Source organism: Variovorax sp. PCZ-1 (assembly GCF_018413605.1).
Taxonomy (GTDB): Bacteria; Pseudomonadota; Gammaproteobacteria; order Burkholderiales; family Burkholderiaceae_C; genus JANMDU01.
Genome location: NZ_JAHCDN010000001.1, coordinates 982,546 through 999,014, shown reverse-complemented (window position 1 = coordinate 999,014; position 16,469 = coordinate 982,546). Strand labels below are relative to the sequence as shown.

The following is a 16,469-nucleotide window of genomic DNA, read 5'->3' as shown; positions in this document are numbered from 1 at the left end:
CAAAAATCAGGCCAAGGCTTTGTAGCGCACACGCTTGGGTTTAGCGCCTTCTTCACCCAAACGTTTTTTCTTGTCGGCTTCATATTCTTGATAGTTGCCGTCAAAGAATACCCATTGTGAATCACCTTCGCAAGCGAGGATGTGCGTAGCGATACGATCCAAGAACCAACGATCGTGGCTGATGACCATGACCGAGCCGGCGAACTCGAGCAATGCATCTTCCAAAGCACGCAAGGTTTCCACATCGAGGTCGTTGGAGGGTTCGTCCAGCATCAGGACGTTGCCGCCGGCAATCAAGGTCTTGGCCAAATGCAAGCGACCGCGCTCGCCGCCTGAGAGATTACCCACGCGCTTTTGCTGATCGCTGCCTGAGAAATTGAAGCGCCCGCAGTAGGCGCGGCTGGGCACAGTGAATTTACCAATTTGCAGCATATCCAAGCCACCAGAGATGTCTTCCCAAACGGTTTTCTCATTGGCCAAGCTGTCGCGGTTCTGATCCACAAAGGCCATTTGCACCGTGGAGCCAATGTTGACACTGCCGCTGTCAGGCTGCTCTTTGCCCGCGATCATGCGGAACAGCGTGGATTTACCTGCACCGTTGGGGCCGATGATGCCGACAATGGCACCAGCGGGTACTTTGAAGCTCAGGTTATCGATCAGCAAACGATCACCGAAGGCTTTCGATACACCATTGAACTCAATGACTTCGTTACCCAAACGCTCTGCAACAGGGATGAAAATTTCCGAGGTTTCGTTGCGTTTTTGATACTCTTGACTAGAGAGCTCTTCAAAGCGAGCGATACGCGCTTTGGATTTGGCCTGGCGGCCTTTCGGATTCTGGCGCACCCACTCCAGCTCCTTCTTGAGTGCTTTGGTGCGAGCCTCTTCACCTTTGGCTTCCTTGGCTAAGCGATCCGTTTTCTGATCGAGCCAAGTGGAATAGTTGCCTTTCCACGGAATGCCGTGACCGCGATCCAGCTCCAAAATCCACTCGGCTGCGTTATCCAAGAAGTAACGATCATGGGTAATTGCGACGACCGTGCCAGGGAAGCGTGCGAGAAATTGCTCCAGCCAATCCACAGATTCAGCATCCAAGTGGTTGGTTGGCTCATCCAGCAGCAGCATGTCGGGTTTAGAGAGCAGCAGTTGGCACAATGCCACGCGGCGCTTCTCGCCGCCGGAGAGATGCCCAATTTTGGCCTCCCATTCAGGCAAGCGAAGCGCATCGGCTGCAATTTCCAAAGCATGGCCGGTATCGTCACCTGCCGCAGCGATGATGGCTTCCAACTCTGCCTGCTCTGCAGCCAGCTTGTCAAAATCTGCTTCTTCCAGGCCGTATTCCACATACACCTGCTCTAGCCGCTCTTTGGCTGCCATCACAGCGCCCATGCCGCTTTCCACCGCTTGGCGCACGCTGTGCTCAGGATCGAGCTGTGGCTCTTGGGGGAGATAGCCCACCTTGATGCCCGGCATCGGAATCGCTTCACCTTCAATCTCTTTGTCCACACCCGCCATGATTTTGAGCAGCGTAGATTTGCCGGAGCCATTCAGGCCGAGCACACCAATCTTGGCACCCGGAAAAAACGAGAGAGAAATATCCTTGAGGATTTGGCGCTTGGGCGGCACGATTTTGCCGACCCGATTCATGGTGTAAACGTATTGAGACATGGATATTCAGAACAAGTCATCTCGCGCCAGGACGGCACAGGATGTAATAGTTTTCTTCAATTGTCGGCTTAGCATCAATTAAGTAGCCAATACGCCAGACCTCTGGCACATTAGCCCTTCCAACAACTTCTTAAAACCGAAAGAGACATTGTATGCACTCATCCCCCCTCAAAACCAAACGCGCCCTTTATTCATGGGTATTCGCGCTTGGCACGGCTGCGACCCTGTTGCTATCAGGCTGCGCCAGCATGATGAACCCCAACCCCAATCAGCCGCCTGCAGACAAAGGCGTGTGGTTTGTCGAGCCGCAAAACGGTGCGACGGTTGGCCAAACTTTCAAAGTCAAATTTGGCGTTAAGGGCATGGCGGTCGAGCCCGCCGCTGCCGGACAAAACACTGGCAAAGGCCATCATCATGTGCTCGTCAATCTGATGAGCAAACCCGCTGGCGAAATCATTCCCTTTGATGCTCAGCACATCCACTTCGGCGCTGGACAAACCGAGGCTGAGTTAAAACTAGCACCTGGCCAATACAAGCTCACCATGCAGTTTGCCGATGGCTTCCATTTGAGCTACGGTAAAGACTTTGCCGCAACGATTGCAGTCACCGTGAAATAAAGCCGTTTCTCGCTGCTAAAACCCAACAAAAAACCCGCTCAAGAGCGGGTTTTTTGTGTGTTGAAAACCAATTACTTGGCTTTCTTCATTGGCTTTTTGCTTTTCTTTGGCTTGGAAGTTGCGTTGTTCATGTGATTCTCCGGATATAGATGTAATGTGTTTGCTCAGCATGACTGCTGAGCCCCGATAACCTGGGAATGAATCGGCGAGCCGCTTCATACTCAAGTTGTTTTCATAACGCCGCGCCGCCTCAGAAGTTGACACAGTAGATACGAAGAATTCATTATAGTCAGCGATATTTACAAAATCACGATGTCTGATATGCACGCTCGCCCTCCTGTAGCCTTCAAGCGCGCAGAATTCCTAGGGTTTTTACTGGGTTCTCCGTTTTACTGGATGTTGGCCTTGCTGATCATCGAGGCAGGCTTAGCTGCAGCCACAACAGCACTGATCATCCAAGCTGGACACGATGTTTCACAACAAGAGTTTTTGATCTCGGATTTTGCGTGGATTGTGGCCGCGCAATCGGCCTCCTACATCGTGGGCGCGAGCAGTTGGATCTTTGCGGAGCGCGCTGGCTTTGGCGCTTATGGCCGCTACATGCTGCGCTTTGCGCGCGACAACCGCGCAACAGCCGCCTTGCTGGGCGACAGACAGCAACGCGAGCATGTCGAGCCCTTTCTCACCAACGAGACCTTTCACATCCTCTTTGAATTGATCTACGAGCTGGAAGCCGATTTGAAGCTGTTTTTCGGTCTGCTCTTCAACGCCATCGTGCTCGGCTTTGCGATTGATGCTGGCTTACCTGCGGTGTATGGCATGGTCTTTATAGCGCTCTTGGCTTTGCAATGGTTTGTACGCAAACCTGTGGCTGCTGCTTATCTCGCCCAACAGCGCGAGACCAATCGCATGACGGCTCACACCTACACCGCTTGGGACAACATCACTGCCGGCAACCGCTACAACTACCGCCTCTGGCACGCAGGTTTCAAAGAGCGGCTGCGCAATGCATTGCGTGCGCAAATTCGGGCCATCATGGCGCGCGAAGGCATCGCAACTGTGAGCGGTATTTTTGCCTTGATCGTGGTGTTTTCTTACCTCGCTTGGGTGGCTGGGCGCAATGTGGGAGACAGTGCCCTGCTCATTGCCTTGGCTGCTACTCTGCCAAGGCAAATTGAAATGTCGTACCACGTGCATGGCCTGGCCTCAGGTTGGAACGATTTGCTCGCGGTGTGGACGCGCATAGGCGGCGCTTGCGAAGCCATGCGGCCTGTGCCGGATGCGCAATTCAACCAGCGGATTCGCTTTGAAGGCGTGAGCTTGCAACGCGATGCTTTGACTTTGCCATGCTCGAATGTCGATAGCGCCGTGAGCCAAGTGTTGGTGCAACCCACAGGGCGCATCTTGGTGCGCGGCAGCAATGGCATGGGTAAATCCAGCCTGCTCGTCGCGCTCAAAGCGCGGCTGGGCACGCAGGCTTTTTATTGGCCCACAAGTGACAAACTCACTTTTGAATTTTTGAAGGGCAAAGGCCAAGAAGACGATGAGACCGAGAGCGAAGGCGAGACTGATCCCCAAGCTCGCTCCAATGGCTTCTCTTCTGGCGAAAAACAATTGCGCAGTCTGCAAGAGATCAGCTTGAAGACGCAAGCCAAAGTGTATTTACTCGACGAATGGGATGCCAACCTAGACAGCAAAAACCGCGCTCTGGCCGAGCAGATTGTGGCGGGCTTGGCTGCGCGCGCAGTCGTCGTGGAAATCTCGCACCGAGATCGGGTTTGAATCGACTTACGAGGTTTGTCGATTCACTAGAAAGACACCAGACACAGCAATCGCTCCGCCCAGAGCTAGGCTCCAGCTCAGCGGCTCATTGAGCAGCAGCCAGGCTAGCAGCACACCGAAGATGGGCACCAAATTGTTAAACACCACGGTGCGCGCTGCGCCTAGTCTGCGGATGCCTTCGTAATACCAAACAAAGGCCACCGCTGTGCCCAGCACACCCAAGAAGGCCAAGCTCAGCCATGCTTTGAATGACCACAGTGTGATGCTTAACTTGGGTGACTCAAACAGCGCCAATACGGCCAGCATCAAGCAGCCCCAGAGCACCGCGCAGGTTGTGGATAAAAGCGGCGACATGCCTTGCAACAATTTGCGCCCAATTAATGTGTAGGCTGCCCAGCTGCTGATCGCGCCAAGCATGAAAAGCTCACCGCGCCCCACGGCTTGCAAGAGCTGGCTCAAATCACCCCGCGTGATCACGATCCACACGCCCAGCAAAGCCAAGCCCATTCCCAGCCAGCGCGATAGGCTCATACGATCATCCAGAAAAATCACCGCCACCAACACCGTAAGCACGGGATTGAGCGCTACAAAAAGAGAGCTCCGACTCGCAGGTATCAAAGCGAGTGCGTTGAAGAAACACAGGTTGTAGGCCAGAATGCCCGTTGCACCCAAAGCCGCTGTACCCAACAACTGCTTTGAATTCAGGCTACGCAAGGCACGCAAACCTTCGCTCAAATGCAAGCTGATCAGCAAAGCCAAGGCCGCAAACAAAAATCGAACCAACGAGGCTGTGGCCGGCGAGACTTCTGCAGAGACAATGCGCCCTGCGATGAACGTACCGCCCCACAAAATCGGCACGACCATGAGCCGTGCATAGACGCTCATCAGTTTGGTTTCTATCTTTGTTGGTGAGCTAGGCAAGGCAGTGGTCATACCAGCCCAGTGTAGGCGGGTTCAAGCTCAGTTCAGGCGCTGATTCATGAGAGTTTGTGCATGATCAAGCTGCTCTAGCGTATCAATATCAGTGATGCAGCCCACATCATTTACTATTATTTCAATAGCACTTCGCGCAGATAGTATGCCGGCTGCACCGCGATTTCCCTTTAAATTTTGCAGCTCAAGGCCAGCCTCTGCGGTAAACCCCACGGGATGCCCGCGCTCACCCGCATATAGCGGGTATGCCGCCTGCGCGCCTTGCGCGAGCGCATCCGCAACCGCAAGAATGGTTTGCGGCGAGATCAAAGGCAAATCAGCCGGCAAGATCAACCACCCGTTCGATTGGGGTGTGGCGCGCACTGCCGCAGCAATGCTGTCGCCCATGCCCGGATGCCCAGCGTCTTCTACATGCCAAGGCAGACCCGTCGCTTTGACAGCATCTAAAGTCCATTGCAAAACCGTCTTGCCATTCATCAAGGCTGCAAGCTTGCTGCCCTGCCCGCCCGAGGCTGTGAAGCGCTCGCCGCGCCCGCTGGCAAGGATGATGACGGTCGGCTGCGCGCTCACGTTACGCCATGAATTTGGCGAATTGCGCAATGTCGATATTGCCACCCGAGACGATGATGCCCACGCGCTGGCCCTTCACATCCACCACGCCTTGCATCGCCGCTGCCATCGCCAAACCACCTGTGGGCTCGATCACTATCTTCATGCGACTCGCCGCAAAGCGCATCGCCTCAATCAGCTGGGCATCGCTCACCGTCACGATGTCGTCAACCAGCTCTTGAATCACAGGGAAAGTCAGGTTTCCGACGAACTGTGTCTGCGCGCCATCAGCGATGGTTTTTGGTGTGTCTATTTTCACAATCTTTCCTGAGCGCTTGCTCTGCTGAGCATCATTGCCCGCCTCCGGCTCCACACCGATCACGCGAATCTTGGGGTTCAGATGCTTGGCCGCCACGGCGCAACCTGAGATGAGCCCACCACCGCCCAAACACACCAGCAGCGTATCGAGATGACCGACCTCTTGCAGCAATTCGAGAGCCGCCGTGCCCTGCCCCGCCATCACATGCGCATGGTCATATGGCGGGATCAAAGTCATCCCGCGCTCGTCAGCCAGCTTGTTGCCAATCGCAATGCGGTCTTCCTTGTAACGGTCATAGGTGATGACCTCCGCGCCATACCCGCGCGTCGCCGCCATCTTCACCTCTGGAGAATCCAGCGGCATCACAATCGCCGCCGGCATGCCCAGAATCTTCGCCGCCAGCGCAATGCCCTGCGCATGATTGCCTGAGCTAAACGCACACACACCGCGTTTTTTCTGCTCAGCCGAAAACTGCGCCAGCGCGTTATACGCTCCGCGAAACTTGAACGCACCCATGCGCTGATAGTTTTCGCACTTAAAGAAAAGCTCCGCGCCCGCGAGCTCGTTCGCCGTGCGCGAGGTGAGCACAGGCGTGCGATTCGCCACGCCTTGTATGCGCGCAGCAGCTTGGGTGATGTCGTCGAAGTTAATAGCCAATGTCATATCGTTACTCTTAATTTAATAGCATTTTGCGCAGATTCTATGCCGGCGGTAAGCCTAAAAGGCTTATAAATTCCAACAGGGAAAATATCTTGGTGAGCCTAAGACGGATATCTTTCTATCTCAGGCAAGGCATGAAGATGCTGCATCCATTTGAGCCTTTCCGCTGTTTGAATCTGCTTACTCGGCGGTAATGCGTCAGGATCATCCAGCGTCGCGGATTGGATATCCACGATTCCGGGCAAGACGGGCTCATTGCGATAGAACAGCCCCGTACCGCAGTCGGCGCAGAAACTACGCATCGAAGTGCCCGATGAGTTGATCGTCTTGGCTTGCCCCTTCGTCACGCTCAACGCGCCCTCAAGATACATCGCCCAAGACACCATGGGCGCGCCAGCGCTGCGTCTACAGTCATTGCAATGGCACAGAGACACGCCAATCGGCTCGCCGGAGAGTTGATAGGCAATTGAGCCGCACAGGCATCTTCCAGAATAAGTCATGCGCCATCTCCTACAGCATGGATTGAGGAAACCATCACATTGCCAAAAGTATCATTTTGATAGCACTTTGCGCAGGTTCTATGCAGGCAAACCGCTCAAAACGCTTAAAAAATCACTTCGCAAACAGAGAATTCATGCTCTTGAAGGCTTTGAACTCAATCGCATTGCCAAACGGATCGAGGAAAAACATCGTGGCCTGCTCGCCAGGCTCGCCTTTGAAGCGAATGTAAGGCTCAATGATGAATTTCGTGCCCATCGCTTTGAGCTTGGCAGCGAGCGTTTCCCACTCTGGCAAATTCATCACCAAACCAAAATGCCGCACCGGCACGCCGTGGCCATCGACCTCGCTTTTGGCGGTGTCGGTATTCATCGTGGGGCACAGATGCGCGACGATTTGGTGGCCATGGAAATTAAAGTCCACCCATTCCGAGCTGCTGCGCCCTTCTGGGCAGCCCAGCAGATCACCATAGAAGGCGCGGGCTTTTTGTAGATCGGTGACGGGGAAGGCAAGATGAAAAGGTTGCATGGCGACTCTCTGAATGAAGAGCAACATCGTATCAATAAAAAACCGCCCGAAGGCGGTTGATAAGCGTGAAGAGGAAGGTCAAGCCAATTTAAAAGGCATCTCACGCAAAGGCTTACCGGTCGCTCGGCGCAGCGCATTGGCCAGCGCGGGTGCAAACGGCGGCAAGCCAGGCTCGCCCATGCCTTTGGGCGCATCCGTGCTTGGCACGATATGCACATTGATCGTGGGTGCATCAGTGATACGCGCGGGCGGGAAGTCGCTGTAATTACTTTGCTCCACCACGCCATCTTTGAAGGTGATCGCGTGACCAGGCATGCAGGTGGAAAGCGCCATGATGGCCGAGCCTTGCACCTGCGTTTCTACCGTGCGTGGGTTGATCACGCGGTTGCAATGCACGCCTGCGTCCACGCTGTGAACCACAGGCTTGCCGTCTTTCACGCTCGCGCTCACGACGAAAGCCACCACCGATTCAAAACTTTCATGCACTGCCACACCCCAATGCTGGCCGGCAGGCAAGTTGCGCTTGCCATAGCCACTCTTGTCTACTGCGATTTGCAGCGCGGCTTTGTGGCGCGGATGCTTGTCACCCAAGAGCTTCATGCGATAAGCCACAGGATCTTGGCTTGAAGCCGCAGCCACTTCATCAATCAGCGTTTCCATCACAAACGCCGTATGCGTGGAACCCACCGAACGCCACCACAGCGTGGGCACATTCACCTCGGGGTGATGCACGGTCACATTGATGGGAATGTCGTAGCCATCTTTCATGCCTTCATGTGTGGTGCCGTCCACACCATCTTTCACGAGGAAAGCCTCAAAGGGCGAGCCTTTTAAGATACTTTGCGAAACGATCACGTTTTCCCAGCCGGCGATATTGCCCTGTGCATCAAAGCCAATTTCGGCGCGGTGCACGGTGAAGGGCCGGTAGTAGCCCGCCTTCAGATCATCCTCACGGCTCCAAATCACCTTCACTGGCGCGCGTTTGCCCGCAGCTGCGAGGGCTTTTGCCACGTTCGCTGATTCCACCAAGTATTCGCTGGTTGGCACAGCGCGGCGGCCAAAGCCACCGCCTGCCATTTGCACATGAATCATGATCTTGTCAGCAGGCACGCCTGTGGCTTTAGCAATCGCGCCTGTGTCCACGCCGGGCATTTGCGATGCGGTGTACACATCGCAGCGATCTGCCTTCAAATCTACCGTACACGCCAGCGGCTCCATCTGGGCGTGGTTCAAGTAGGGAAAGACGAAATCGGCAGTGATTTTATTAGGCGCAGCAGCCATTTTTGACGTATCAGCCGTGAGCTTGCCACCGGGCACAGCCAGCCCCTTTTTCTTAGCCAGCTCTTGATACTGCTTGAGCATGGCAGCGGTATCAGCTTTGGCCACGCCGCTGGTATCCCACTCTACTTTGAGCGCATCGCGCCCCATTTTGGCAGGCCAGTAGCCATCAGCCACCACGGCGATACCTTTGCCACCACGATCCAAATCTACAGGCAGTACAGCGCGCACGCCTTTGACCTTCTCAGCAGCGCTCGCATCAAAACTCTTGAACTTTGCGCCAAACACGGGCGGATCGACGATCACAGCAGTGAGCATGCCGGGCAGTTTGATATCAATACCGTATTTCTGCGCACCCGTCGATTTCGCTTGCGAAACTTTGAGGCCTGTGGGCTTACCGATGAGCTCAAAATCTTTCGGATCTTTGAGTGTCACGGTTGCTGGAATCGGCTCTTTCATCGCCGCTTCAAATACATCGCCATAGCCCACAGATTTACCGCCGCCCGAGATCATGCCCTTGGCTGCAGTGAGCTGCGCAGCAGCCACATTCAATTGCTTGGATGCCGCCGTGATCATCATCGCCTTGGTGCGCGCACCCAGCTCGCGGTATTGCGTATAACTGTTTTTCACCGAGTTCGAACCGCCCGTGAGGTGCATGCCCATCATCGGGTCAACGTAATTCGGCATCTGGTTGCCAAAGCCGGTTTTCACCTTGCTCCACTCAACGCCCAGCTCTTCAGCGCAGATCATGGCAAGCGCCGTTTCAATGCCCTGCCCCATATCCATGCGGTTGCACAGCACGGTGGCTGTGCCGTCTTTGGCAATGCTCACAAATGCGCCAGGGCGCTCCGTGGGCTTTTGGCCGGGAGGCACGGCGGGCGCGTTTTGTGCGCGCACATCGTCGCTGGCCAAAGGCATGAAAGCGAGGCCCACAGCGCCGCCAACTGTCATCGTCACGAAATTGCGGCGGGAAAGCTCGGCTTTCACCGCTTGAGCTTGAGAGAGAATTTTGTCGAGAATCATGGTTCTTCTCCTTAAGCGATGGCCTTGGCCGCATCTTTGATCGCCACGCGAATGCGCTGGTATGTGCCACAGCGGCAAATATTGCCTGCCATCGCTGCATCAATTTGGCTGTCGCTCGGATTCTTATTGGTCTTTAGAAAAGCCGTCGCCACCATCACTTGCCCGCTCTGGCAGTAGCCGCATTGCGCCACATCGTGCTTGACCCAAGCATCTTCCACAGCCTTGCCCACTTTGTCTTGCGCCTGCACTTCGATCGTGGTGATGCGTTGGCCCACTGCGGCTGAGATCGGCGTGACGCAAGAGCGAATCGCCTGCCCATTCATATGCACGGTGCACGCGCCACACAGCGCCATACCGCAGCCAAACTTCGTGCCCGTGAGATCCAGGTTATCGCGCAGCGCCCAAAGAATCGGCGTGGATGGATCAGCATCGACCGAGACGGCCTTGCCATTGATGTTCAAAGAAATGCTCATAGATGCGCTCCAGTAGGAAAGATGAGATCAATTTAGCGAAAACCGGAAAACCCTGTTGCTCGCTCGGGAGCAACAGGATGTATCGCAGACAAGCAGCTGATTTGGCAGCGACATGCGCCGTGCTTGGCCATTTCTATCGCCAAGCTCCTTTGTAGATCGCTCAAGCTGACCTTTCAAGGTACTTTGCAGACGAGCAAACTGCCTCAGGCTCAAGGGCGTGCTTTTTCGCTCGATCGCAGCCAGGTGTAAGACAGACCCATGCCCACTGATGCGCCGTTTTTCTGGCGCACCAAGGGGCTGTTTTCATTGGCGGCTCCGGCCACTGAATCGAGTCGCGCAAAGCCGAACAAGCGCCAATCTGGTGCGAGACTGCGGCTGGCTGATACACCTAGGCGCCAAGAAATGAGGCCGCTTTCGGCTGTGTAGGCTGGGCGATTGGGCAGTGCGAAAGGTGCAGCCACACCGTAAAACGTGTCGTTTAATTTTTGATTGCCAAAAATCGCGCCGACGCTGCTGGAATAAGCCCAGCCATTGCTGCTACGGCGTGAAAACACCAGCTCAGGCTCAAATGCAATGCCTTTGCTTGCCCCGCCATCGCTGAGATCAAACACACCACGTAAGGGAAATTGCGCGCTCCAGCGACCATTGCCCGGCCCTTCGCCAAGATTCCATTTCAAACGTGGCCCGAATTCGATCATGCTGCCCAGCTTAGGCATGCCGTTGCGCGCTTTGATATCGTCTGCGCCCGAGCCAAACGAGCCAGAAAAACCGATATCCAGCTCAAGATTATTGGTTTTAAGGGCGCGCAAGCCCACTGAGCCGTCGTCGGCCCGCAAAAACTGCCCGCGGTATATCACAAAGGGCAAAGCCAGCCCGCGATTGACTTGCTGATCTGAGCCGGGATAAGCCTGCTGAGACACGGCAAGGCCAAAACCACCGATTTCCCATAGCGGCAACTCTGATTTTTCTTGAGCCATGCTGGCGCTGGAAAATGAGAGTGCTGTCGCAGCGCCTACAAAAATACTGATCGGTTTCATAATGACCTCTTGAGTTAATTAAAGGATCATAGCGAGGATCAGGAAAAGCGCTGCGCCTTGCGAAATGCCACTAATTTCAAAGGGAAATGAGCAAAAGCTACCTAGGCGGCGGCACATCTTGCCCTTTGATACGTGCCCACAGCCATGGCAAGGCTTTGGCAGCGTCGCCTCGATTGCCGATTTGCTCTGGCTGGATTGTCTTCCAAGCGCTGCCCTCACGCTGCGCGAGCGCGAACTGGAACACATAGCCGGGCTCTTGGCCCATGCGTAAATCAGTGAGGATGGCTTGGCCTTTGACTTCACGCAGGCTGTAAAAGCCATGCGTGAACCACGCCATGCGCTCAGCTGCCCAATTGCCTTTGAGCTCATTGATGAGTGCAGGCTGATGCGCGAAGCTGTCCAGCTTGATCGGGCCGCTCTTGTCCGTGAATGAATAAAAACCTTCTGAATAGCTCTGCTCGCCCATGACCACCACACGCCAGACAATGGTGTTGAGCGGCGCAGGTGTGACGAAGAATTTTGCGCTGCCCTGCCCCTGCGCAGTCAGCTGCGCACGCACGATGCGCTCCACATGCGCTTGCGCTATCGCGCTCCAAGCCAGATAAAGACAGGAGAAACCCAGAGCCAACGCGTTCCAGCGTAAGCCTGCAAACTGTTTGCGTGATAAAGCGACGATCACGCCGATCAACAGAGGAAAGGTGTAGATCGGATCGATGATGAACATGCTGCCCAAGCCATACGGATGCTCGGAGAAAGGCTGCATCAATTGCGTGCCATAAATCGTGAACCAGTCGAGCAAGGGATGGGTAAAAAGAGCGAGCCACAACGCGAGACTCCAGCGCTTGAAAAGCGCCGTTTCGCCATGCAGTTTGCTCACCGCCCAAGCCATCAGCGGCGCAAGCAAGCTGAGATAAAACAAGCCATGGCTTTCGGCTCGGTGATACGTCATGTTGCGCACAGCATCGCCAAAATCGAGCAAAGCATCCAGATCAGGCAGCGTGCCTGCGATGCCGCCCCAAAGTGCAGCTTTCCAAACAGCGGTACGCCGCCCCATGACGGCGATGCCGATGGCAGAGCCCAATACAAGTTGTGAGAGTGAATCCATGGGCGTAGATGCTAGCGCCTAGAGTATGTCAAAGCGAGAGTTGGGGCTATTGTCTGGCACTACACTGAACGCATCACAGAGAAACAGCCATGAACAAGACCTTTGACCTCATCCTCTACGGCGCAACGGGCTTTGTTGGCCAACAAGCGATTGCCTATCTGGCTAAGCATGCAGCCAGCAACACCCGCTGGGCCATTGCCGGACGCTCGCTTGCCAAGCTTGAAGCCGCGCGAGATGCTGTGGCGCACGAGCATCCGAGCGTGAAAGAGATGGCTATGGTGGTGGCCGATGCGCAAGACGAGAAGGCTTTAAGTACGCTCGCCGCCTCCACCCGCGTTGTGCTCAGTTGCGCAGGGCCCTACGCTCTGTATGGCAGCAAATTGGTGGCCGCTTGCGTGAAGCATCAAACGCATTACTGCGATATCACCGGCGAGACGCCTTGGATTCGCCAAATGATTGATGCACACCACGCAAAAGCCGAAAAAGATGGCACACGCATCGTGCCCAGCTGTGGCTTTGATTCCGTGCCCAGCGATCTGGGCGCCTATTTGCTGCTGCGCGAGATGAAAAAGCGCCACAAGCAAGATTGCATCAAAATCAAAGCGGCTTTCAGCTTGGGCGGTGGTGGGCTCAACGGCGGCACGCTGGCTTCTGTGATGAACATGATCGAATCCAAGCAGAGCAAAGCTTTGAATGATCCATTTTTGCTCAATCCCGCTGGGACTGTGCCCAAAGATGTGTCTGCCCACCGCGACCCGCTAGGCGCGCATCATGATGAAGATTTCAACGCCTGGCTCGGCCTTTTCGTGATGGGGCCGGTGAACACGCGAGTGGTGCGCCGCAGCTTGGCGCTGCGCGGGCAACAGGCCAGCTATCAAGAGTATTTGCGCTTTGGTCGCTCGCTTGTGGCGGGCGCGGTGGCTGGCAGCTTTGGCGTTGGCTCGAAGATCAGCATGGGCTTGCTTGAAATTTCCCCCTTAAGAAAACTGGCGCAACGCATGATGGCCCAGCCTGGCCAAGGCCCCAGCGCCGCCAGCATGGCGCGCGGTTTCTTCAAAATTGATGTGATCGGGCAATCGGCGCAAGGCCACCAACTGCGCGTCGTGATTGGCGATTCTTTGGACGCTGGCAATGGCGCGACGGTCAAGATGATGTGTGAATCAGCGCTGGCCCTGGCTGAGAACGAAGATCAGCTACCCAAAGCTTCTGGTGTGATCACGCCCAGTGTGGCTTTGGGCGAAGTGCTGGAGAGGCGCTTAGCCGCTGCTGGCATGCGCGTAGAAATCAGCGGCTAGTGTAGTGGTGCATTCTTTTTGCGACTGATTAAAAACGATGGATTTCCCTCTGAATCTAGGCGCAAAGCACAGACATGCCCGTAGGCATGGCGAGCATTTGTAACGACGAGTCAGGGGGAAAGACGCGTTTTTAAGTCGCAAAAAGAGTGCGGCACTACACTAAACTGCACGCTCGGTCTTGAGCGACCCAACAGCTCGTGCCTGGAGTTCTTCGGTCGTCTGACCCTGACCATCGGCACGCCAGCCAGGGGGCTTGAACAGCAGCCCCAAGAATTCACGTGTTGATTTCGCTTCGCCCAAATCTTTGAAAAGAGAAACCCATTGATGCAGCTCCACCTTGATCGGGTTGTGGCTGTTCATGGGCTGCACCCAGCCATAGCGGCAAGGCAGTTCGGCACGCTCTTGTCGATACGTGCCAAACAGTCGGTCAAACACGATCAGCACGCCACCGTAGTTCGCATCCAAGTAATCCAAATTCGCCGCGTGATGCACACGATGCGCGCTCGGTGTGTTGAACACATACTCCAGTGGCCCGAGCTTCGGTATCCAAGTCGCATGCAGCCAAAATTGGTAGAGCAAATTGGCAAACAAACATGCCACGACCACACTCGGTGAGAAGCCCAGAGCGATCAGTGGCAAAAAGAAATAAATCGCGCCAGAGAAAAAGGCCGTCCAACCCAGGCGATAAGCCGCCGCCAGTGTGAGTTGATTGGGCGAATGGTGTACCGCATGCGTACACCACATCAGCCGTACGCGATGCGCAGCTCGGTGGTACCAGTAATAGCAAAACTCTTGACCCACAAACAGCAGGGCAAACGCCCACACCCCGGTCAGAGGTACCGTCATCAGCCGATGCTCCCAAAGCCACTCACCAATGGGGCTCACTACCAAGCCTGGCAGCAAAATCCGCTGCAAATTACGCACCACCAAATCCAGCAAGGAAACACCAAACGCGCGCCAGTCATAACTGCCCGGCGCGCGCAGGTGCATCCAAACCGCCTCGATCAACGACGCTGTGATCACCAAGACGGGCAGCCAAAGCAAATAACTCGGTAAACCTTCCATCACACAGACTTTAGCGCAATTGAGCAGATTCTGTATACAGTTTCAAAAAATCCTTTTGCTACTATATTGATAGCAACTAGCGCAGTATTTATGCTGGCCAGATCCTTATTCCACACATAAGCCTAAGGGTAGGGAGATACGCGCATACGATCCACCTGTGGTTTGATGCATCGTGCTAACTACCAGCGACCTTCATGCGGTTGATCAAAACCGAACCGGTGCGTTTGCCGCCAAAAGTGTAGGCATCCGAGCCAATGGCTTCGATACCTTTGAACATCTCTTTGAGGTTGCCAGCAATCGTGATCTCTTGCACGGGGTAGGCGATGCGGCCCTTTTCGACCCAAAAGCCGGTTGCCCCCCGCGAGTAATCGCCAGTGACGTAGTTCACGCCCTGCCCCATCAGCTCGATCACGAAGAGACCTGTATCGAGTTTTTGCAGCATGGCATCCAGATCATCGCCGCTTTGGGTTTGTCGCGATGTCAGCGTGAGGTTGTGTGAGCCACCCGCATTGCCTGTGGTGCGCATACCGAGCTTGCGAGCAGAGTAAGTGGAGAGGAAATAACCGCCCACCTTGCCAGCATCCACCACCTTGCGAGCATGCGTTTTCACGCCTTCTTCATCAAAGGGCGCACTGGCCTTGCCACCCATCACATGGGGATCTTCCATGATGTCGATATGTTTGGGGAAAACTTGCTGGCCCATGGAATCGAGCAAGAAGGAGCTTTTGCGATACAGCGCGCCACCACTGACCGCTTGCACGAAGCCACCCAACAAGCCAGCCGCCAAAGGCGATTCAAAGAGCACCGGGCATTGCGTGGTGGCGATCTTGCGCGCCTTCAGGCGCGAGAGGGCGCGCTCGGCAGCATAGCGCCCCACCGCATCTGGGCTGGCCATATCGCAGGCATTGCGCTCGGAGCTGTACCAGTAATCTCGCTGCATACCATCGCCCTTGCCAGCAATGGGCGCCACACTCATGGAATGGCGGCTGGAGGCATAGCCACCGCGAAAGCCCATCTGCCCGCCGCGTAAATGCGCCGCGAAGAAGTGGCTTTGCTGAGCAGATACGCCAGCGCCTTCGCTGTTGGTGATGCGCTTGTCGGTTGTGAGCGCTGCATCTTCACAGCGCAGCGCCAGCTCCAGAGCGGCTTCGCTGCTCAGCACCCAGGGGTGAAACAGATCAAGATCAGGGTAGCTGGTGGCCACATCTTGCAAATCTGGCAAACCAGCCACCGGATCTTCCGCAGTAAAACGCGCAATATCGTAGGCCGCTTGCACGGTTTGCTGGATCGCCGTTTCGGAGAAATCGGAGGTGCTGGCATTGCCGCGGCGCTTGCCGACATAGACCGTGACCCCGAGAGATTTATCGCGATTGCACTCCACATTTTCCAACTTGCCCAAGCGCGCCGAAACGGAAAGGCCGCTACCCTCAGAAGCTTCAGCAGCAGCATCTGTCGCGCCGATTTTTTTGGCATGCGCGAGAGCACTATCGACCAAGTTTTCAAAGCTTGCACGCGAGTAGGAAAAGCCTTCTAAAGGCTGAGTGGATGTAGATTGAGCAGTCATGGCATGATCATAGCGGGTGCGCGTTTCATGAGCTCGATGGCATCCACCCAGGCTGAAAAAATACTACAAAATAGA

At 55.2% G+C, this 16,469-nt stretch carries 16 protein-coding genes; 3 read left to right on the top strand and 13 right to left on the bottom strand.

Going from position 1 to position 16,469, the window contains the following annotated elements:
* Positions 1-6: 6 nt before the first annotated feature.
* The gene (ettA, locus tag KIH26_RS04915; protein ID WP_213443016.1) at positions 7-1,668 is read right to left on the bottom strand and encodes an energy-dependent translational throttle protein EttA; all 1,662 of its coding nucleotides are present in this window, start codon (positions 1,666-1,668) and stop codon (positions 7-9) included.
* A gap of 152 nt (positions 1,669-1,820) precedes the next feature.
* Here ettA and KIH26_RS04910 point away from each other — a divergent pair, with 152 nt between their 5' ends.
* Positions 1,821-2,285: a DUF4399 domain-containing protein gene (locus tag KIH26_RS04910; RefSeq protein WP_249660957.1), complete on the top strand. Its 465-nt coding sequence runs from the start codon at positions 1,821-1,823 to the stop codon at positions 2,283-2,285.
* 15 nt (positions 2,286-2,300) lie between these two features.
* Here the strand turns inward: KIH26_RS04910 and KIH26_RS04905 are convergent, their stop codons facing one another.
* On the bottom strand, positions 2,301-2,612 hold the full coding sequence (locus KIH26_RS04905) for a hypothetical protein (protein ID WP_213443014.1): 312 nt from the start codon (positions 2,610-2,612) through the stop codon (positions 2,301-2,303).
* Here KIH26_RS04905 and KIH26_RS04900 point away from each other — a divergent pair.
* Positions 2,598-4,067, top strand: coding sequence for a hypothetical protein (locus KIH26_RS04900; protein WP_213443013.1), 1,470 nt, complete (start codon positions 2,598-2,600; stop codon positions 4,065-4,067). The genes KIH26_RS04905 and KIH26_RS04900 overlap by 15 nt on opposite strands.
* Positions 4,068-4,073: 6 nt before the next feature.
* Here the strand turns inward: KIH26_RS04900 and KIH26_RS04895 are convergent, their stop codons facing one another.
* From KIH26_RS04895 to KIH26_RS04855, 9 genes are all read right to left on the bottom strand, one after another.
* Positions 4,074-5,000: a DMT family transporter gene (locus KIH26_RS04895; RefSeq protein WP_213443012.1), complete on the bottom strand. Its 927-nt coding sequence runs from the start codon at positions 4,998-5,000 to the stop codon at positions 4,074-4,076.
* A gap of 27 nt (positions 5,001-5,027) precedes the next feature.
* Positions 5,028-5,570: a nucleotidyltransferase family protein gene (locus KIH26_RS04890; RefSeq protein WP_349627844.1), complete on the bottom strand. Its 543-nt coding sequence runs from the start codon at positions 5,568-5,570 to the stop codon at positions 5,028-5,030.
* Position 5,571: 1 nt separating this feature from the next.
* On the bottom strand, positions 5,572-6,531 hold the full coding sequence (locus tag KIH26_RS04885) for a threo-3-hydroxy-L-aspartate ammonia-lyase (RefSeq protein WP_213443011.1): 960 nt from the start codon (positions 6,529-6,531) through the stop codon (positions 5,572-5,574).
* A gap of 98 nt (positions 6,532-6,629) precedes the next feature.
* A complete protein-coding gene (locus KIH26_RS04880; RefSeq protein WP_213443010.1) occupies positions 6,630-7,028 on the bottom strand; it encodes a GFA family protein in 399 nt (132 codons plus the stop codon).
* 112 nt (positions 7,029-7,140) lie between these two features.
* Positions 7,141-7,554: a VOC family protein gene (locus KIH26_RS04875; RefSeq protein ID WP_249660956.1), complete on the bottom strand. Its 414-nt coding sequence runs from the start codon at positions 7,552-7,554 to the stop codon at positions 7,141-7,143.
* Positions 7,555-7,632: 78 nt separating this feature from the next.
* Complete coding sequence (locus KIH26_RS04870; RefSeq protein WP_213443008.1) at positions 7,633-9,855, bottom strand: xanthine dehydrogenase family protein molybdopterin-binding subunit; 2,223 nt, start codon at positions 9,853-9,855, stop codon at positions 7,633-7,635.
* A gap of 11 nt (positions 9,856-9,866) precedes the next feature.
* The gene (locus tag KIH26_RS04865; RefSeq protein ID WP_213443007.1) at positions 9,867-10,328 is read right to left on the bottom strand and encodes a (2Fe-2S)-binding protein; all 462 of its coding nucleotides are present in this window, start codon (positions 10,326-10,328) and stop codon (positions 9,867-9,869) included.
* Positions 10,329-10,537: 209 nt separating this feature from the next.
* Complete coding sequence (locus KIH26_RS04860; protein ID WP_213443006.1) at positions 10,538-11,365, bottom strand: MipA/OmpV family protein; 828 nt, start codon at positions 11,363-11,365, stop codon at positions 10,538-10,540.
* Between the two features lie 97 nt (positions 11,366-11,462).
* On the bottom strand, positions 11,463-12,470 hold the full coding sequence (locus KIH26_RS04855; protein WP_213443005.1) for a metal-dependent hydrolase: 1,008 nt from the start codon (positions 12,468-12,470) through the stop codon (positions 11,463-11,465).
* Between the two features lie 89 nt (positions 12,471-12,559).
* Between KIH26_RS04855 and KIH26_RS04850 the strand changes: the two genes are divergently transcribed.
* A complete protein-coding gene (locus KIH26_RS04850; RefSeq protein ID WP_213443004.1) occupies positions 12,560-13,765 on the top strand; it encodes a saccharopine dehydrogenase family protein in 1,206 nt (401 codons plus the stop codon).
* 159 nt (positions 13,766-13,924) lie between these two features.
* Here the strand turns inward: KIH26_RS04850 and KIH26_RS04845 are convergent, their stop codons facing one another.
* Both KIH26_RS04845 and pmbA read right to left on the bottom strand, forming a co-directional pair.
* Positions 13,925-14,830, bottom strand: a complete 906-nt coding sequence (locus tag KIH26_RS04845) for a sterol desaturase family protein (RefSeq protein ID WP_213443002.1) — start codon at positions 14,828-14,830, stop codon at positions 13,925-13,927.
* 175 nt (positions 14,831-15,005) lie between these two features.
* Complete coding sequence (pmbA, locus tag KIH26_RS04840) at positions 15,006-16,394, bottom strand: metalloprotease PmbA (RefSeq protein WP_213443000.1); 1,389 nt, start codon at positions 16,392-16,394, stop codon at positions 15,006-15,008.
* Positions 16,395-16,469: the final 75 nt, after the last annotated feature.